An 18,318-nucleotide genomic window follows, 5' to 3' on the forward strand; every position below is an offset into this window, starting at 1 on the left:
TCTCTTTCGCGCTTTACCAGCGGTAGTGCGCGAAGGCGCGGTTGGCTTCAGCCATCTTGTGGGTGTCTTCACGCTTCTTCACGGCGGTGCCGCGGTTGTTGGCCGCGTCCATCAGCTCGCCGGAAAGGCGGTCGACCATGGTGGTCTCGTTGCGGTTGCGGGCCGCGGCGATCAGCCAACGAATGGCCAGCGCCTGACGGCGCTCGGGGCGCACGTCGACCGGAACCTGGTAGGTGGCGCCGCCGACGCGACGCGAACGCACTTCCACATGCGGCGCGACATTGTCGAGCGCCTGATGGAAGACGGTGACCGGCTCCTGCTTGGTCTTCGACTGGACCTGGTCGAGCGCGCCGTAGACGATGGTCTCGGCAACCGACTTCTTGCCGTCATACATGACGGCGTTCATGAACTTGGTGACGATCAGATCGCCGAACTTGGGGTCCGGATTGATCTCACGCTTTTCTGCACTGTGACGACGGGACATGGCTTTTGTCTCTCAATCTCTCATAGCCCGGCGCAGTCAAAAAAGCGCCGAAGCCGGAAAACCTTACTTCGGACGCTTGGCACCGTATTTCGAACGGCGCTGCTTGCGGTTCTTCACACCCTGCGTGTCGAGCACTCCGCGGATGATGTGGTAACGGACACCCGGAAGGTCCTTGACGCGGCCGCCGCGGATCATGACCACGGAGTGCTCCTGAAGGTTGTGACCTTCGCCGGGGATGTAACCGATCACCTCGAAACCATTGGTCAGGCGGATCTTGGCCACCTTGCGCAGCGCCGAGTTCGGCTTCTTCGGCGTCGTTGTGTAGACGCGCGTGCAGACGCCCCGCTTCTGCGGGTTCTGCTGCATGGCCGGGACCTTGTTGCGCTTCACCGGCGCAATGCGCGGCTTGCGGATCAGCTGGTTGACGGTAGGCATTAAACCCTCTTGTCTCTCAATTCCATGTCTCGTGCCGGTCAAGGCTCGCTCAAAGCGTCATTTCCATACGCAAATTCGGGCCACAAACCGCGCCTTGCGGTCTTGCCCGAACAAATCGCAGAGGAAGCGGATACCGCTTCGTGCACGCCGGAAATGTCTTTTCGCTCGTAAAACGAACCCTGTTTGAGGCAAACTCCAAAGCGTGTCGCTTCGGAAGGGAGAGCCTCACATCGGTTCTGACTGGGCGGCTTCTACTCGCAAGCCCGCGTACCGTCAACCCCGGAGCGGCAAATATTGCATTGAAGCCGGGGCTTGGCAGCCATGCGTAAACCGCATGTAATTTTCTTTCGTCATTTTGCAAGGGCGAGGAAGAAAGTGACCGGGTTTTGGCTGTTGCGCGGCGCGGCTTCATGCGAAAAAGCCGCATGAACAGTCAAAGCCCCTCGCCGCGAAGGAATCGGCCCGTGAACGACAACGAGGAACGCCCGGTCACCATCATCACCGGCCGGGTGTGGAAGAGAAAAGGCGGCAAGCCGGAAGGCGTGCACGTCATGCTGGTTGCGCCTGATGACGATTCGGCGGTGCGCCGTGCGCTCGAATCGCTGGCGGCGGAGGGTTACGCCGAAGCCGAGCTCGACCAGATCGGCGACATGGAGGGCGAGCCCGACGAGGAGCCGCATCTTTCGGCCTTCCAGGGCGCGCTCGAAGGCGAAGTGTCGATCGTGACCTTCGATGTGCCGATCTGAAAGCGTGCCGGCCCTTGCCGTTCGAATCGCCGCTGAAGCCTTCCAACGAGTGAAAGGCCCACGCTGCAGCTCCGGCAAAGACGGAGTTGACCTTTCGGCTTCGGCTTGTCCGGGGCAAGTGTTCTGATAAGAAGCGCTCACCATCATCCACAGACGGAGCGGCCGTGTCCCAGCCCATCAAGATAGGTATTGTCGGTGTCGGCAAGATCGTCCGCGACCAACACCTTCCGGCGCTCGCCAAGGACCGGGACTACCGGCTGATCGCCGCTGCCAGCCGGCATGGCAAGGTTGAGGACATCCATAATTTTCCCGATATCGAGACGATGCTTGGCGCCGTTCCCGAACTCGACGCCGTCTCACTCTGCATGCCGCCGCAATTCCGCTACGCTGCGGCGCGCACCGCGCTCGAGGCGAAGAAGCACGTGTTCCTGGAAAAGCCGCCCGGCGCCACGGTCAGCGAGGTCGAGGACCTGAAGGCGCTGGCGACGAAACAGGGCGTGTCGCTGTTCGCCAGTTGGCATTCGCGCTATGCGCCGGCGGTTGAAGCGGCACGGACTTTTTTGGCCGCGACGCAAATCAAATCAGCGGCAATCGTCTGGAAGGAAGACGTGCGCCGCTGGCACCCGAACCAGGACTGGATCTGGCAGCCAGGCGGCTTCGGCGTCTTCGATCCAGGCATCAACGCGCTGTCGATCGCGACCTACATCCTGCCCGCCATGTACATCACCTCGGCCGCGCTCGACTTCCCGGAGAACCGCGACGCGCCGATCGCCGCCCAGGTCGCCTTCCGCGCGGCGAACGGGTCGGCGGTGACGATGGATCTGGATTGGCTCCAGACCGGGCCGCAGAGCTGGGACATTCTCGCCGATACCGATGCCGGCAAGATGGTGCTCTCGGGCGGTGGCTCGAAACTCTCCATCGACGGCCGCGTCGTCCATGAAGAACCGGAATCGGAATATCCTGAACTCTACAGGCGTTTCGCCGAAATCGTGCGCGCCGGCACTTCCGATGTCGATCTCGCGCCCCTCCAGCATGTCGCCGACGCCTTCATGCTCGGCAAGCGCAATGTGGTCGAGGCGTTCTTCGACTGAATAGCGACTGTCGCCCGGATCGCGGATCCGGTCCGCCTATCGCAACAACTCAATCGACAATCGCTATGGCGAACCCGTCATAGCCCTTGGCGCCGACAGTCTGGATCGCGGTGCCGTCCAGGCGCTTGTCGCCGCCGATGAAGGAGAACGCCGCGCGTGCACCTTCGACGTTGGCGTCGCGACCATCCTCGTCGAGCACCGTGCCGTCGCGAATGACGTTGTCGCAGACGATGACCGTTCCCGAGCGCGACAGCCGCATGGCCCAGGAGAGATAGTTGGGGTTGTTAGGCTTGTCGGCGTCGATGAAAACGAGGTCGAACGGCCCGGCGTCTTCGGCCCCCAGCGCAGCGAGCGACTGCAGCGCAGGCCCGACCCGCAGATCGACCTGTTCGGAAACCCCTGCCCGCTCGAAATTCCAACGCGCGACCTTGGCGTGGTGCGGATCGAGTTCGAGCGTCACGATTTTTCCGCCGGCCGGCAATCCCCGCGCCATCCAGATGGTGGAATAACCGCCCAGCGTACCAATCTCGAGCACCTTTTTCGCGCCGCGAATGCGCACCAGCAGCGAGAGCAGCTTTCCTTGCGTCGCCGAGACGTCGATCGCCGGCAAGCCACCGTCGCGGTTGGCCGCCAGGACCGCGTCGAGAACGGGATCCGCCTCGAAGAGCGAGGAAACGATGTAGTTATCGACAGCCGTCCAGGTTTTCGTGCTCATCTGCCTTCCTCGATTGTTCGTTGAAACGAAAAGGCCGCCGGGTTGCCCCGGCGGCCTTGTTGCCTGAGATTTCTTGCCGCCGCGCCTACTGCGCGGCGGTTGTCATGTCGGCCAGCATCGGCTCGGCGACTTCGACACCGGAGGCCTTGCGGCGCTCGTCGATGATCAGTTCGTCGCGCGAGGTGGCGATGCGGCGGATCTGGCTCATCGTGCCGCCGGTACCGGCCGGGATCAGCCGGCCGACGATGACGTTTTCCTTCAAGCCCTGCAGCATGTCGGTCTTGCCGGCAACCGCGGCTTCCGTCAGCACCCTGGTCGTCTCCTGGAAGGAGGCGGCCGAGATGAAGGACGGCGTCTGCAGCGAGGCCTTGGTGATGCCGAGCAGCACCGGCTGGCCTTCGGCCGGCTTCTTGCCGTCCTCGATCAGGCGCTCGTTGACCTCTTCCAGTTCGATCACGTCGACGTGGTCGCCCGGAATATAGGTCGAGTCGCCCTGCGTGGTGATCTCGACCTTCTGCAGCATCTGGCGAACGATCACCTCGATGTGCTTGTCGTTGATCGACACGCCCTGCAGACGGTAGACCTCCTGGATCTCGTTGACGAGGTAGGACGCAAGCGCCTCCACGCCCTTGATCGCCAGGATGTCGTGCGGCGCCGGATTGCCGTCGAGGATGTAGTCGCCCTTCTCGATGACGTCGCCGTCCTGGAGATGGAACGGCTTGCCCTTCGGGATCAGGTATTCGACAGGCTCAAGCGTCGAGTCATGCGGCTCGATGATGATGCGGCGCTTGTTCTTGTAGTCGCGGCCGAAGCGGATCGTACCATCGATCTCTGCGATGATGGCGTGATCCTTCGGACGACGGGCCTCGAACAGCTCGGCAACACGCGGCAGACCGCCGGTGATGTCCTTGGTCTTGGCGCTTTCCATCGGGATACGCGCCAGGACGTCGCCAGGGCGAACCTGAGCACCCGGCTCGACCGAGAGAATGGCCTCGACCGAGAGCAGGAAGCGGGCATCGCCGCCCTTCGACAGCTTGCCGACCTTGCCCTTGGCGTCCTGAACGACGATCGCCGGCTTCAGGTCGTTGCCGCGCGGCGTCGAACGCCAGTCGATGACCTCGCGCTTGGTGATGCCGGTCGACTCGTCGGCCGTTTCCTGGACGGAAATGCCGTCGACCAGATCCTCGAACGCCACCTTGCCCTCGATTTCGGTGAGGATCGGGCGGGTGTAAGGATCCCACTCGGCGATGCGCTGGCCGCGCTTCACCTTGTCGCCATCATCCACGAAGATGCGCGAACCATAGGTGACGCGGTGCGTGGCGCGCTCCTTGCCGGCTTCGTCGAGGATCAGCACCGCCATGTTGCGGCCCATGACCATCTGCTGGCCGTCCGAGTTGCGCACCACGTTGCGGTTGCGGATCTCGACCTTGCCCTCATAGGAGGCTTCAAGGAACGAGCTATCCACCACCTGCGCCGTACCGCCCATGTGGAAGGTACGCATGGTGAGCTGGGTGCCCGGCTCACCGATCGACTGCGCCGCGATGACGCCGACGGCCTCGCCCTGGTTGACCGGGGTGCCCCGGGCCAGATCGCGTCCGTAGCAGACCGCGCAGACGCCGACCCTGACTTCGCAAGTCAGCGCCGAGCGGATGCGGACCGACTGCACGCCGGCCTTCTCGATCTGCTCCACGTCGCGCTCGTCCATCAGCGTTCCGGCCTTGACTAGCAATTCGCCGGTCACCGGATGGTTGATGTCGTCGAGCGCGGTGCGACCCAGCACGCGCTGGCCGACCGAAGCGACGACCTGACCGGCATCGACGATCGGCTGCATGGTGAGGCCCTTGTCGGTGCCGCAATCCACGGAGTTGACGATGCAGTCCTGCGCCACGTCGACCAGACGACGGGTGAGGTAGCCCGAGTTCGCCGTCTTCAATGCGGTGTCTGCCAGGCCCTTGCGGGCGCCGTGGGTCGAGTTGAAGTACTCGAGCACGGTCAGGCCTTCCTTGAAGTTCGAGATGATCGGCGTCTCGATGATTTCACCCGACGGCTTGGCCATCAGGCCGCGCATGCCGGCGAGCTGGCGCATCTGGGTGGGCGAGCCGCGCGCACCGGAGTGCGACATCATGTAGATCGAGTTCATCGGCTTCTGACGACCATTGTCCTCGAACTCGACCGCCTTGATGCGGGCCATCATTTCGTCGGCGACCTTTTCCGAGCACTTGGCCCAGGCGTCGACGACCTTGTTGTACTTCTCGCCCTGCGTGATCAGGCCGTCATTGTACTGCTGCTCGTATTCCTTGGCCAAGGCCTCGGTGTCCGACACCAGCTTGATCTTGGTATCCGGGATCAGCATGTCGTCCTTGCCGAACGAAATGCCGGCGCGGCAGGCATGGGCGAAACCGAGCGCCATGATGCGATCGCAGAAAATGACCGTCTCCTTCTGACCGCAATGGCGGTAGACGGTGTCGATCATCTTGGAGATGTTCTTCTTGGTCATCTCCTGGTTGGCGGTCTCGTAAGGCACGTTGACGTTCTTCGGCAGAAGCTCGCCGATGATCATGCGGCCAGGCGTGGTGTCGTAGATCTTCGACACGACCTTGCCCTCGGCGTCGACCGAACGGAAGCGGCCCTTGATCTTGGCGTGCAGGGTCACCGCCTTGGTCTCGAGCGCGTGCTGGAGTTCGCCCATGTCGGCAAACACCATGCCCTCGCCCGGCTCGTTCTGGTTGACGATCGAGAGGTAGTAGAGACCCAGAACCATGTCCTGCGACGGCACGATGATCGGCGCGCCGGAAGCCGGGTGCAGGATGTTGTTGGTCGACATCATCAGCACGCGGGCTTCCAACTGCGCTTCCAGCGACAGCGGCACGTGGACCGCCATCTGGTCGCCGTCGAAGTCGGCGTTGAAGGCCGTGCAGACCAGCGGATGCAGCTGGATCGCCTTGCCTTCGATCAGGATCGGCTCGAACGCCTGGATGCCGAGGCGGTGCAGCGTCGGCGCGCGGTTCAAGAGCACCGGATGCTCGCGGATGACCTCGTCGAGGATATCCCAGACTTCCGGACGCTCCTTCTCGACCAGCTTCTTCGCCTGCTTGACGGTCGAGGAGTAACCCTTCGCGTCGAGGCGGGCGTAGATGAAGGGCTTGAACAGTTCGAGCGCCATCTTCTTGGGCAGGCCGCACTGGTGCAGCTTGAGCTCCGGACCGGTGACGATGACCGAACGGCCGGAATAGTCGACGCGCTTGCCGAGCAGGTTCTGGCGGAACCGGCCCTGCTTGCCCTTGAGCATATCCGACAGCGACTTCAGCGGACGCTTGTTGGCGCCGGTGATGACGCGGCCACGGCGGCCGTTGTCGAACAGCGCGTCGACGGCTTCCTGCAGCATGCGCTTTTCATTGCGCACGATGATGCCGGGGGCACGCAGCTCGATCAGCCGCTTCAGACGGTTGTTGCGGTTGATGACGCGTCGATAGAGATCGTTGAGGTCCGACGTCGCGAAACGTCCGCCGTCCAGCGGGACGAGCGGGCGCAGGTCCGGCGGAATCACCGGAACCACCTTCATGATCATCCATTCCGGACGGTTGCCGGACTCCATGAAGTTCTCGACGACCTTGAGCCGCTTGAGATACTTCTTCTGCTTCAGCTCGGACGTGGTCGAAGCCAGCTCCGAACGCAGGTCGCCGGCGATCTTCTCCAGGTCCATGCCGGCCAGAAGGTCATGAATGGCCTCGGCGCCGATCATGGCGGTGAAGCTATCCTCGCCATATTCGTCGACGGCGATCATGTACTCTTCCTCGCTGAGCAGCTGGTGCTCCTTCAGCGCGGTGAGGCCGGGTTCGGTGACGATGTAGTTCTCGAAGTAGAGGACGCGCTCGATGTCCTTCAGGGTCATGTCGAGCAGCGTGCCGATGCGCGAGGGCAGCGACTTCAGGAACCAGATATGGGCGACGGGTGCCGCCAGCTCGATATGGCCCATGCGCTCGCGGCGAACGCGCGACAGCGTGACTTCGACACCGCACTTTTCGCAGATGACACCCTTGTACTTCATGCGCTTGTACTTGCCGCACAGGCACTCGTAGTCCTTGATCGGGCCAAAAATGCGCGCGCAGAACAGACCGTCACGCTCCGGCTTGAAGGTGCGGTAGTTGATGGTCTCCGGCTTCTTGATCTCGCCGAACGACCAGGACAGAATCTTCTCAGGGCTGGCGAGCGATATCCGGATGGAATCGAACACCTGCGCCGGCGCCTGGGGATTGAAGAGATTCATGACCTCTTGGTTCATGCCGTTCTCCTTTCGGGGTCCTGGAAAACCCCTTGCATCTGATGCGGGGCAAATGCCCGCTGAGTGGTCGGCCCACCGGCCGAAGAATTTGGTGCACCCGGTCGCGGGAGCCTCTCCCGCGACCGGGTGTCTTGTTTATTCCGCTGCGTCGGGCAGCCGAACCGGGGCTTCGTCGAGCTTGGTGTTCTCCAATTCGACGTTGAGGCCGAGCGACCGCATCTCCTTGACGAGAACGTTGAAGCTCTCGGGAATGCCGGCCTCGAAGGTGTCGTCACCGCGGACGATCGCCTCGTAGACCTTGGTGCGGCCAGCGACGTCGTCCGACTTCACCGTCAGCATTTCCTGCAGCGTATAGGCGGCGCCGTAGGCTTCCAGCGCCCAGACCTCCATTTCGCCGAAGCGCTGGCCGCCGAACTGCGCCTTGCCGCCCAGCGGCTGCTGGGTGACGAGCGAGTACGGACCTATCGAACGCGCGTGGATCTTGTCATCCACGAGGTGGTGAAGCTTGAGCATGTAGATGTAGCCCATCGTCACCTTGCGATCGAACGGCTCGCCGGTGCGTCCGTCATAGAGCTGCGACTGACCGCTGGTGTGCAGGCCCGCCTGCTCCAGCATGACGTTGATGTCGGCCTCGTGCGCGCCGTCGAACACCGGGGTTGCGATCGAGACGCCGCGGCGCATCTGCTCACTCAGGCGAACGATGCTCTCGTCGTCATACTCGCGGACCGGCTCGTTGCGGTCGTTGGCGGGCATGAAGCTCTCCAGCGTCTTGCGCAGCGGCTTGATGTCGCCGGCAGACTTGTAGGCGTCGATCATCTCGCCGATCTTCCTGCCCATTCCGGCGCAAGCCCAGCCCAGATGCGTTTCCAGGATCTGGCCGACATTCATGCGGCTCGGCACACCCAGCGGGTTGAGCACGATATCGGCATGCGTGCCGTCCTCGAGGAAAGGCATGTCCTCGACCGGAACGATGCGCGACACGACACCCTTGTTGCCGTGACGGCCGGCCATCTTGTCACCCGGCTGCATCTTGCGCTTCACCGCCACGAAGACCTTGACCATCTTCATGACGCCCGGAGGCATTTCGTCGCCGCGCTGCACCTTCTCGACCTTGTCCATGAAGCGCTGTTCGAGTGCCTTCTTGGAATCGTCGTACTGGCCGCGCAGGGCTTCCAGTTCGCTCTGGAGCTTTTCGTTCTCCACGGCGAACTGCCACCACTGCGAACGCGGATACTCGTCGAGCGTGTCCTTCGACAGCGTCGAGCCCTTCTTGAAGCCCTTCGGTCCGGCGATCGCTTCCTTGCCGACGAGCACGTCGGAAAGGCGCGCGTAGACGTTGCGATCCAGGATCGCCTGCTCGTCGTCACGGTCCTTGGCGAGGCGTTCGATCTCCTCGCGCTCGATCGCCATGGCGCGCTCGTCCTTCTCCACACCGTGGCGATTGAACACGCGCACCTCGACGACGGTGCCGAAGGTGCCCGGAGGCATGCGCATCGAGGTGTCGCGCACATCGGATGCCTTTTCGCCGAAGATGGCGCGCAGAAGCTTTTCTTCCGGCGTCATCGGGCTTTCGCCCTTCGGCGTGATCTTGCCGACCAGGATATCGCCCGGCTGAACTTCGGCACCGATATAGACGATGCCGGCTTCATCGAGGTTCTTCAGCGCTTCTTCCGAGACGTTCGGAATGTCGCGCGTGATTTCCTCCGGTCCGAGCTTGGTGTCGCGCGCCATGACCTCGAACTCCTCGATGTGGATCGAGGTGAAGACGTCGTCGGCGACGATGCGCTCGGACAGGAGGATCGAGTCCTCGTAGTTGTAGCCGTTCCACGGCATGAACGCGACCAGCACGTTGCGGCCGAGAGCCAGATCGCCGAGCTCGGTCGAAGGACCGTCCGCGATGATGTCGCCCTTGTTGACCCGGTCGCCCATGCGCACCAGCGGACGCTGGTTGATACAGGTGTTCTGGTTCGAACGCTGGAACTTCATCAGCCGGTAGATGTCGACGCCGGACTTGCCCGGATCGAGGTCTTCCGTGGCGCGGATGACGATACGCGTCGCGTCCACCTGGTCGACGATGCCGCCGCGGCGGGCGCCGATGGCGGCGCCCGAATCACGGGCGACGATCGGCTCCATGCCGGTGCCGACGAACGGCGCTTCGGCGCGCACCAGCGGCACGGCCTGGCGCTGCATGTTCGAGCCCATCAGCGCGCGGTTGGCGTCGTCGTTCTCAAGGAACGGGATCAGGGCCGCGGCCACCGACACCATCTGCTTGGGCGAAACGTCCATCAGGTCGACGTTTTCGCGCGGCGCCATCATCACTTCGCCGGCACTGCGGCAAATGACGAATTCGTCGACAAAGCGACCATCCTTGTCGAGCTCGGCATTGGCCTGCGCGACATGGTGCTTGGCCTCTTCCATCGCCGACAGATAGACGACGTCATTGGTCAGCTTGCCGTCGACGATCTTGCGGTACGGGCTCTCGATGAAGCCGTACTTGTTGACGCGCGCGAAGGTGGCGAGCGAGTTGATCAGGCCGATATTCGGGCCTTCCGGCGTCTCGATCGGGCAGATGCGGCCGTAATGCGTCGGGTGCACGTCGCGCACCTCGAAGCCGGCGCGCTCGCGGGTCAGACCACCCGGTCCAAGCGCGGAGAGACGGCGCTTGTGGGTGATCTCCGACAGCGGATTGGTCTGGTCCATGAACTGCGACAGCTGCGAGGAACCGAAGAACTCGCGCACGGCGGCAGCCGCCGGCTTGGCGTTGATCAGGTCCTGCGGCATGACCGTGTCGATCTCGATCGAGGACATACGCTCCTTGATCGCGCGCTCCATGCGCAGCAGGCCGACGCGGTACTGGTTTTCCATCAGCTCGCCGACCGAACGCACGCGGCGGTTGCCGAGATTGTCGATGTCGTCGATCTCGCCCTTGCCGTCACGCAGTTCGACCAGCGTCTTGACCACGGCCAGGATGTCGTCCTTGCGCAATACACGCACGGTGTCCTCGGCCTTGAGTTCGAGGCGCATGTTCATCTTGACGCGGCCAACGGCGGACAGGTCGTAGCGCTCGCTGTCGAAGAACAGCGAGTTGAACATGGCTTCAGCGGTTTCGAGCGTCGGCGGCTCGCCGGGGCGCATGACACGATAGATGTCGAACAGCGCGTCCTGGCGGCTCTCGTTCTTGTCGACGGCGAGCGTGTTGCGGATGTAGGCGCCGACATTGACGTGATCGATGTCGAGTATCTGGATCTCGTCCTCGCCGGTGCCAAGCAGCACCTTCAGCGTCTTGTCATCGATCTCGTCGCCGGCCTCGAGGAAGATCTCGCCGGTGGCGTAATTGACGATGTCCTCGGCGAGATAGTTGCCGAGCAGGTCCTCGTCGGTCGCCTTGATCGCCTTCAGGCCCTTTTCGCCGAGCTGGCGGGCCTGGCGGGCGGTGATCTTCTTGCCGGCCTCGACAACGACCTCACCCGTGTCGGCGTCGACCAGGTCGCCGACGGCCTTCAGGCCGCGGAAACGATCGACGTTGAACGGAATGCGCCAGTGATCGCCGGCGCGCTTGTAGGTGATCTTGTTGTAGAAGGTCGACAGGATCTCTTCGCCGTCCATTCCGAGCGCCATCAGCAGCGACGTCACCGGAATCTTGCGGCGACGGTCGATGCGGGCGTGCACGACGTCCTTGGAATCGAACTCGATGTCGAGCCACGAACCGCGATAGGGGATGACGCGCGCGGCAAACAGGAGCTTGCCCGACGAGTGCGACTTGCCCTTGTCATGGTCGAAGAAGACGCCCGGCGAGCGGTGCATCTGCGAGACGATGACGCGCTCGGTGCCGTTGACGATGAAGGTGCCGTTCGAGGTCATGAGCGGCATGTCGCCCATGTAGACGTCCTGCTCCTTGATGTCCTTGATCGACTTCGCGCCGGTATCCTCGTCGATATCGAACACGATCAGGCGCAGCGTCACCTTCAGCGGTGCGGCATAGGTGAGGTCGCGCTGACGGCATTCGTCAACGTCGAATTTCGGTCCTTCGAACTCGTACTTCACGAACTCCAGCATCGAGGAGCCGGAAAAATCGGAGATCGGGAAGACCGACTTGAAAACAGCCTGCAGTCCCTCGTCCGGACGTCCGCCCTTGGGCTCGTCCACCATCAGGAACTGGTCATAGGACGCCTTCTGAACCTCGATGAGGTTCGGCATCTCCGCAACTTCCGGGATCTTTCCGAAGAACTTGCGTACGCGTCTGCGGCCATTGAAAGTCTGGGTCTGGGCCATCGTCGCTCCTTAGCTCTAAACTCGGGGCGAGCCTCGCCGCGGCTCGCCTTGCATCCGAACCGCCTGGGCAGCGGCTCTCTGTCTGTTCTCCGGCCCCATTACCAAACTACTTGGCGGCGGCCGGCTAAAACGGGAGAAAACCCGTTTCCTGAGAGCCGGTTTTCGGCCCTCAGGAAAGAGGTTTTCGTGCATCTCGCGCTACGCAGCCTCCCCAGGTCGCCCGAGGGAGTGGCGGACGGCGCGAGGCCGTCCGCCGATTGTTACGCTTACTTCAGCTCGACCTTGGCGCCGGCTGCTTCCAGCTGGGCCTTGAACTTGTCGGCGTCGGCCTTGGAAACGGCTTCCTTGACCGGCTTCGGAGCCGCTTCGACCAGGTCCTTGGCTTCCTTGAGGCCAAGGCCGGTGATGGCGCGGACTTCCTTGATGACGTTGATCTTCTGAGCGCCGGCATCGGTGAGGACGACGTCGAATTCCGTCTTTTCCTCGACCGGAGCAGCGGCAGCGGCAGCGCCGCCGGCAGCGGCAACAGCCACCGGAGCAGCAGCCGAAACGCCCCACTTTTCTTCCAGAAGCTTCGACAGCTCAGCCGCCTCAAGGACGGTCAGCTTCGAAAGGTCGTCTACGATCTTTGCGAGATCAGCCATTGTTGTATTCCTTCATAAGGTTCGAACGTGTGTTTGTGATAGCGAGGAACGGCCTCATGCCGCCTCGTCCTTCCGGGCGTAAGCGCCGATGACACGCGCGACCGAAGCCGCGGGCGCATTGACGATCTGGGCGATCCGGGTTGCCGGCGTGGCGATCATGCCAACCAGCCTGGCGCGCAGCTCGTCGAGCGACGGAAGTGTGGCGAGTGCCTTCACACCGTCGGCGTTGAGCGAGGTGGTGCCCATTGCGCCGCCGAGAATGACGAGCTTGTCATTCCCCTTGGCGAAATCGGACGCGACCTTCGGCGCCGCAATCGGATCCTCCGAATAGGCGACCAGCGTCTGTCCCTTGAACAGATCGATGATCGATGCGGAGTCCGTGCCCTGAAGAGCGATTTTGGCGAGACGGTTCTTCGCGACTTTAACGGTGCCACCGGCAGCGCGCATTTTCGACCGGAGGTCGTTCATTTGCGCGACGGTGATACCGGCATAGTGGGCCACGACCACTGAACCCGCGTTCGAGAACGCATCGTTCAGGCCCGTGACGAGTTCGCGTTTTTCCGCTCTGTCCACTGCCTATCTCCAGTTGACCCCCATCCTGCTAACGGGAACATTCCCATTCACGAGGACAGGCGTCGGGTTGCCTTTTGCCGGCCGGGCCATCCAGTAACGGATCTCCCGAACAGCGCTCGAGGATCCTGCCCCCTTTCGCCACATCGCCGGCAAGCCGGACGATGCGCAGACAAAAGGCAAACACGGTTCGAACCTTTCATTGGAGCGCTTGCTCCGTTGTCAGGTCTTCACCCGTCTCATGCAGGCCCACATGAATTAAGGCCCCCCTTTTCAATCAAGGCCGGGCCGCCTGCAATCTCGGACAGGATGTCCGGAAACCTTTCGGCTCCCGGTACCGGGCCCAGAACGATCCAGGCCCGGAATTCACTTACGGATCGGCCCGTTCAGCGGCCGATCCAAACGGTTAATCAGGACGCCGCGAGCGTCGAGACGTCGAGCTTGAGGCCCGGGCCCATCGTCGAGGTGACGGACACCTTCTTGACGTAGTTGCCCTTGGCACCAGCCGGCTTTGCCTTGGTCACCGCATCGGCGAAGGCGCGGACGTTTTCTTCCAGCGCCTTGACGTCGAACGAGACCTTGCCGACGCCGGCGTGAACGATGCCGGCCTTCTCGACGCGGAACTCCACAGCGCCGCCCTTCGATGCCTTGACGGCGGCCGCGACGTCGGTGGTGACGGTACCGACCTTCGGGTTCGGCATCATGCCGCGCGGGCCGAGCACTTTGCCCAGACGGCCGACGAGCGGCATCATGTCCGGCGTGGCGATGCAGCGATCGAAATCGATCGTGCCCTTCTGGACGATGTCGACCAGGTCCTCCGCGCCGACGATGTCGGCGCCGGCGGCCTTGGCTTCCTCGGCCTTGTCGCCACGGGCGAACACGGCGACGCGGACCGAGCGGCCGGTGCCGTTCGGCAGGTTGACCACGCCGCGGACCATCTGGTCGGCATGGCGAGGATCAACGCCGAGATTCATCGCGACTTCGATCGTCTCGTCGAACTTGACCGTCGAGCGATCCTTGAGCAGCTTCAGCGCGTCACCCAAGGTATAAGCCTTGTTGGGATCGATGCCTTCGCGGGTCTTCGATACACGCTTTGCAATCTTTGCCATGATCTCAGCCCACCACTTCCAGACCCATCGAGCGGGCGGAGCCCTCGACCATGCGCATGGCCGCCTCGACGTCGTTTGCGTTCAGATCCTTCATCTTCTGCTCGGCGATGGCGCGGACCTTGTCGCGGCCGATCGTGCCGGCCTTGACCTTGCCCGGCTCCTTGGAGCCCGACTTCAGGTTCGCGGCCTTCTTCAGGAAGTAGCTCACCGGCGGCGTCTTCATGACGAAGGTGAACGACTTGTCCTGGTAGTAGGTGATGACGACCGGAATCGGCGATCCCTTTTCCATTTCCTGGGTCTGCGCGTTGAACGCCTTGCAGAACTCCATGATGTTGATGCCGCGCTGACCAAGCGCCGGGCCGATCGGGGGCGACGGCGTAGCCGAGCCCGCGGCAACCTGGAGCTTGAGCTGGCCTGCAATTTTCTTAGCCATCTCTATTCCTGCCTTTGTCTATGCCGGCCCCTCGATCTGGGAAAACACCGGCTGTTGCAGTCTGGTGGTGCGGTTCCTGCGGCCGGCTAAAGCCGCATTCGCCTCCCACCGTTCTCAGGCCGCGCGTTGCCGCGCCGCCTCCCCTGACCACCGGAACGGCGCCAGGGATTTCGGATCAGCCTTTTTCGACTTGTCCGAATTCCAGATCGACAGGCACGGCGCGCCCGAAGATCGAAACTTCCACCTTGAGCCGCGCCCGCTCCTCGTCCACTTCCTGGACGAAGCCGTTGAAGGACGCGAAGGGGCCATCCGAGACGCGGATCGCCTCGCCGATCTCGAAAGTAACCGAGGGCTTCGGGCGCTCGACGCCTTCCTGCACCTGGTTCAGGATGCGCTGCGCCTCGGCCTCGGTGATCGGCACCGGCTTGGAGTCGCCCAAAAACCCGGTGACCTTCGGCGTGTTCTTGACCAGCGAGAACACGGCGTCGGTCAAGTTGGCCTTCAGGAGCACATAGCCCGGAAAGAACTTGCGCTCGGCGTCGACCTTGCGGCCGCGACGAACCTCGACGACCTTCTCGGTCGGCACGACGATCTGCTCGATATCGGCGGACAGGCCCTTCTGCTTGGCCTTGTTCTCGATGTCCTCGGCGACCTTCTTCTCAAAGTTCGAATAGGCGTGGACGATGTACCAGCGCGTAGTCATTTCACGACTTCTCCGTAATCGCCGGACTTAGCGTCCAATGCCCAGAATCTGTTCGACCGCGAGGCCCATGAGCTGATCGGCGGTGAAGAAAAAGATCATCGCGATCACAGCGAAAGCCAGAACCATCACCGTCGAGATCATCGTTTCGCGTCGCGACGGCCAAGTCACCTTGGCGGTCTCCGCGCGAACCTGCTGGAGAAAGACGAAAGGATTTGTGGTTTTCGAAGCCATATGCCGCTCTGTCTTCAAGACCCGTTGGCCGGGTCTCCTGGATGATCCCGCTGGCCGGGACGTGCCGCCTGGGTCCACTTTCGCGCCGAATCAGCGCAATCATTTCGCCCATGCAAATCAGACGCGTAAAGCCGGCTTCCCAGCTCCACGCGTCGCGTGTCTGTTTCGTCTACATAAAACCGATTCTTGATCCACGCAAGTGGCAAGTGTCCGCTTTATGACCAAACACCGCCTCGGAACCATCCAGTCGTTCCGTCCCGGCTATGGCGCCCTTATGCCTCAATCAGCTTAATATGGCAAGCCGGTCGTCGATTTTCAAAGGGCGGCCCGCAGAAATATCGTTTCTGACGGCCATTTAGGAAATGGCTGAGTTTTTGTTTGACGTGCCATTTCTTGAAATGGCACGGGCAGCAGGGCTCGAACCTACGACCTGCGGTTTTGGAGACCGCCGCTCTACCAACTGAGCTATGCCCGTACACGTGCGCCTCGGCGCAGCAGGGGCTTCCTAAAAGCTTCCGCGCGCTCTGTAAAGAGCGGTTTGCAAGCAAACGCGCCTTCATCCCCTTTCCCGGAAATCGGGATGGTCGACGACCAGCCCGCCGCCATCGATCTCCGGTTTCATGCTCGAGTGCGCCGGCATGCTGTTCGCGGAGATCTTGCCTGCCGGCCCGTGTATCCGTTGGACGCTATTTGGTGTCCGGGACCCGGTAAGGCCCGCCGGGCACGCCCCAGCCCCAGGCCGGCATCGGCTCGGTCTCCGGGTCGCACGTTTCGCCGAGATTGGAATTCATCCTGGCGAGCCGCGATCCCCACTCGACATAGCCCATGAAGGCGGAACGGAACTCCGGATCGTCAGGCAGCCCGACGGCATCCGCGGCATCGGCCAGCAGGTTGATCCAGCGGCGGCGCTGCTCCTCCGTCAAATGCTTGCCCAGGTGATGCATCACCATCTCGCGGTGGCCGCCGAATTTTTCGCTGTAGGTTTTCGGCCCGCCGAAAACCTCGCCGATAAAGGCCGCGACATGGGCGGGATGGTCGGGCGACATATGCTTGAACACCGGCCCGACGACCGGATCCTGCGCCACCTTGTCATAGAAGGTCTGCGTCAGCCGGTTGAGCGCTTCGCTGCCGCCGGCCCATTCGTACAGTGTCGGAACATCCTGGCTCATACTTGACCTCCGCCCAGCGCCGCCTGCAGCGACGATAGCGGAAAAATCGAGCAAGCCTCAACCTGCCTCGATGGCCAGTTCGATGACGCGGCTACCGTTCGACCGCGTGTCGGCCCCGGCATGCCAACGGCTGACCTTCGGTCGCCGACAAAAAGGGCGGCCCGAGGACCGCCCTTCCTTCTCGATCCGGCTGATGCCGGTGTCGATTACTCTTTGATGGTGACGACGATGCCGGCACCGACGGTGCGGCCGCCTTCACGGATGGCGAAGCGCAGCTTCTCTTCCATGGCGATCGGCACGATCAGCTCGACGTCGACCGTGATGTTGTCGCCAGGCATCACCATCTCGGTGCCGGCCGGCAGCGACACGATGCCGGTCACGTCGGTGGTGCGGAAGTAGAACTGCGGACGGTAGTTGGTGAAGAACGGCGTGTGACGGCCACCCTCGTCCTTGGTCAGGATGTAGGCTTCGGCCACGAACTTCTTGTGCGGCTTCACCGAACCGGGCTTGGCCAGAACCTGGCCGCGCTCGACACCTTCACGGTCGACACCGCGCAGCAGCGCGCCGATGTTGTCGCCCGCCTGGCCCTGGTCGAGCAGCTTGCGGAACATCTCGACGCCCGTGCAGGTCGTCTTGGTGGTCGGACGAATGCCGATGATCTCCAGCTCCTCGCCGACCTTGACCACGCCGCGCTCGACGCGACCGGTCACGACCGTGCCGCGGCCCGAGATCGAGAACACGTCCTCGATCGGCATCAGGAACGGCTTGTCGAGCGGACGAACCGGCGTCGGGATGTAGGCGTCGACCTGAGCCATCAGCTCGCGGATCGCGTCCTCGCCGATCTTCTTGTCCGAATCTTCCAGAGCCGCCAGCGCCGAACCCTTGACGATCGGAATGTCGTCGCCGGGGAACTCGTTCTTGGTCAGCAATTCGCGAACCTCGAGCTCGACCAGCTCAAGCAGCTCGGCATCGTCGACCTGGTCGACCTTGTTCAAAAACACCACGATCGACGGCACGCCGACCTGGCGGGCCAAAAGGATGTGCTCGCGGGTCTGCGGCATCGGGCCGTCGGCGGCCGACACAACCAGGATCGCGCCGTCCATCTGCGCGGCACCGGTGATCATGTTCTTCACATAGTCGGCGTGGCCGGGGCAGTCGACGTGGGCGTAGTGGCGGTTCTCCGTCTCGTACTCGACGTGAGCCGTCGAAATGGTGATGCCGCGCGCCTTCTCTTCCGGCGCCGCGTCAATCTGGTCATAGCGCTTGTATTCGCCAAAATACTTGGTGATCGCTGCCGTCAAAGACGTCTTGCCATGATCAACGTGGCCAATCGTGCCGATGTTCACATGCGGCTTGGTGCGCTCGAATTTACCTTTTGCCATAGTCTCTTTCCTTGGACGGCCTGGACCTTCAGTTCAGTCGAATGCGGGGCGA

Annotated in this window: 15 protein-coding genes and 1 tRNA gene; 2 read left to right on the plus strand and 14 right to left on the minus strand. The window is 62.6% G+C overall.

The window, feature by feature from the left end; genetic code table 11:
- Positions 1–13: 13 nt before the first annotated feature.
- Both rpsG and rpsL read right to left on the minus strand, forming a co-directional pair.
- Positions 14–484 carry a 30S ribosomal protein S7 gene (gene rpsG / locus FJ986_RS14990; RefSeq protein WP_008875664.1) on the minus strand — a complete coding sequence of 157 codons (471 nt, stop codon included), beginning with the start codon at positions 482–484 and terminating at the stop codon, positions 14–16.
- Positions 485–547: 63 nt separating this feature from the next.
- On the minus strand, positions 548–919 hold the full coding sequence (rpsL, locus tag FJ986_RS14995; RefSeq protein ID WP_006333356.1) for a 30S ribosomal protein S12: 372 nt from the start codon (positions 917–919) through the stop codon (positions 548–550).
- A 464-nt stretch (positions 920–1,383) separates the two neighbouring features.
- On the opposite strand from rpsL, the gene FJ986_RS15000 reads away from it, so the two are divergent.
- Entirely contained in the window at positions 1,384–1,665 is a 282-nt protein-coding gene (locus tag FJ986_RS15000; protein ID WP_140501636.1) for a transcriptional regulator, read from the plus strand.
- 164 nt (positions 1,666–1,829) lie between these two features.
- Positions 1,830–2,756 carry a Gfo/Idh/MocA family oxidoreductase gene (locus FJ986_RS15005; RefSeq protein WP_140561042.1) on the plus strand — a complete coding sequence of 309 codons (927 nt, stop codon included), beginning with the start codon at positions 1,830–1,832 and terminating at the stop codon, positions 2,754–2,756.
- Positions 2,757–2,805: 49 nt separating this feature from the next.
- On the opposite strand, the gene FJ986_RS15010 is transcribed toward FJ986_RS15005, so the two are convergent.
- The 12 genes from FJ986_RS15010 to tuf form a co-directional block, all read right to left on the minus strand.
- On the minus strand, positions 2,806–3,471 hold the full coding sequence (locus FJ986_RS15010; RefSeq protein ID WP_140561041.1) for an O-methyltransferase: 666 nt from the start codon (positions 3,469–3,471) through the stop codon (positions 2,806–2,808).
- An 85-nt stretch (positions 3,472–3,556) separates the two neighbouring features.
- Entirely contained in the window at positions 3,557–7,753 is a 4,197-nt protein-coding gene (rpoC, locus tag FJ986_RS15015) for a DNA-directed RNA polymerase subunit beta' (RefSeq protein WP_140501630.1), read from the minus strand.
- Between the two features lie 135 nt (positions 7,754–7,888).
- The gene (rpoB, locus tag FJ986_RS15020; RefSeq protein ID WP_140501628.1) at positions 7,889–12,025 is read right to left on the minus strand and encodes a DNA-directed RNA polymerase subunit beta; all 4,137 of its coding nucleotides are present in this window, start codon (positions 12,023–12,025) and stop codon (positions 7,889–7,891) included.
- 266 nt (positions 12,026–12,291) lie between these two features.
- A complete protein-coding gene (gene rplL / locus FJ986_RS15025) occupies positions 12,292–12,669 on the minus strand; it encodes a 50S ribosomal protein L7/L12 (RefSeq protein ID WP_027146630.1) in 378 nt (125 codons plus the stop codon).
- A 54-nt stretch (positions 12,670–12,723) separates the two neighbouring features.
- Positions 12,724–13,242: a 50S ribosomal protein L10 gene (gene rplJ / locus FJ986_RS15030; RefSeq protein ID WP_140515456.1), complete on the minus strand. Its 519-nt coding sequence runs from the start codon at positions 13,240–13,242 to the stop codon at positions 12,724–12,726.
- Positions 13,243–13,649: 407 nt separating this feature from the next.
- Positions 13,650–14,348, minus strand: a complete 699-nt coding sequence (gene rplA, locus FJ986_RS15035) for a 50S ribosomal protein L1 (RefSeq protein ID WP_140501624.1) — start codon at positions 14,346–14,348, stop codon at positions 13,650–13,652.
- Positions 14,349–14,352: 4 nt separating this feature from the next.
- Positions 14,353–14,781: a 50S ribosomal protein L11 gene (gene rplK, locus FJ986_RS15040; protein ID WP_140501622.1), complete on the minus strand. Its 429-nt coding sequence runs from the start codon at positions 14,779–14,781 to the stop codon at positions 14,353–14,355.
- A 175-nt stretch (positions 14,782–14,956) separates the two neighbouring features.
- Entirely contained in the window at positions 14,957–15,484 is a 528-nt protein-coding gene (gene nusG / locus FJ986_RS15045; protein WP_140501620.1) for a transcription termination/antitermination protein NusG, read from the minus strand.
- A gap of 27 nt (positions 15,485–15,511) precedes the next feature.
- On the minus strand, positions 15,512–15,715 hold the full coding sequence (secE, locus tag FJ986_RS15050; protein WP_013531408.1) for a preprotein translocase subunit SecE: 204 nt from the start codon (positions 15,713–15,715) through the stop codon (positions 15,512–15,514).
- 399 nt (positions 15,716–16,114) lie between these two features.
- Positions 16,115–16,190: transfer RNA gene (locus FJ986_RS15055), tRNA-Trp, on the minus strand.
- 211 nt (positions 16,191–16,401) lie between these two features.
- On the minus strand, positions 16,402–16,884 hold the full coding sequence (locus FJ986_RS15060) for a group II truncated hemoglobin (RefSeq protein WP_140564602.1): 483 nt from the start codon (positions 16,882–16,884) through the stop codon (positions 16,402–16,404).
- Between the two features lie 206 nt (positions 16,885–17,090).
- Complete coding sequence (gene tuf / locus FJ986_RS15065) at positions 17,091–18,266, minus strand: elongation factor Tu (RefSeq protein ID WP_140515452.1); 1,176 nt, start codon at positions 18,264–18,266, stop codon at positions 17,091–17,093.
- Positions 18,267–18,318: the final 52 nt, after the last annotated feature.

It is taken from the genome of Mesorhizobium sp. B1-1-1 (assembly GCF_006442955.1).
Lineage (GTDB): Bacteria > Pseudomonadota > Alphaproteobacteria > Rhizobiales > Rhizobiaceae > Mesorhizobium.

What these genes read in the sequence shown, in the direction of transcription:
- rpsG (WP_008875664.1), bottom strand. Translation starts at nt 484, where the DNA reads ATGTCCCGTCGTCACAGTGCAGAAAAGCGTGAGATCAATCCGGACCCC.
- rpsL (WP_006333356.1), bottom strand. Translation starts at nt 919, where the DNA reads ATGCCTACCGTCAACCAGCTGATCCGCAAGCCGCGCATTGCGCCGGTG.
- FJ986_RS15010 (WP_140561041.1), bottom strand. Translation starts at nt 3,471, where the DNA reads ATGAGCACGAAAACCTGGACGGCTGTCGATAACTACATCGTTTCCTCG.
- rpoC (WP_140501630.1), bottom strand. Translation starts at nt 7,753, where the DNA reads ATGAACCAAGAGGTCATGAATCTCTTCAATCCCCAGGCGCCGGCGCAG.
- rpoB (WP_140501628.1), bottom strand. Translation starts at nt 12,025, where the DNA reads ATGGCCCAGACCCAGACTTTCAATGGCCGCAGACGCGTACGCAAGTTC.
- rplL (WP_027146630.1), bottom strand. Translation starts at nt 12,669, where the DNA reads ATGGCTGATCTCGCAAAGATCGTAGACGACCTTTCGAAGCTGACCGTC.
- rplA (WP_140501624.1), bottom strand. Translation starts at nt 14,348, where the DNA reads ATGGCAAAGATTGCAAAGCGTGTATCGAAGACCCGCGAAGGCATCGAT.
- rplK (WP_140501622.1), bottom strand. Translation starts at nt 14,781, where the DNA reads ATGGCTAAGAAAATTGCAGGCCAGCTCAAGCTCCAGGTTGCCGCGGGC.
- nusG (WP_140501620.1), bottom strand. Translation starts at nt 15,484, where the DNA reads ATGACTACGCGCTGGTACATCGTCCACGCCTATTCGAACTTTGAGAAG.
- secE (WP_013531408.1), bottom strand. Translation starts at nt 15,715, where the DNA reads ATGGCTTCGAAAACCACAAATCCTTTCGTCTTTCTCCAGCAGGTTCGC.
- FJ986_RS15060 (WP_140564602.1), bottom strand. Translation starts at nt 16,884, where the DNA reads ATGAGCCAGGATGTTCCGACACTGTACGAATGGGCCGGCGGCAGCGAA.
- tuf (WP_140515452.1), bottom strand. Translation starts at nt 18,266, where the DNA reads ATGGCAAAAGGTAAATTCGAGCGCACCAAGCCGCATGTGAACATCGGC.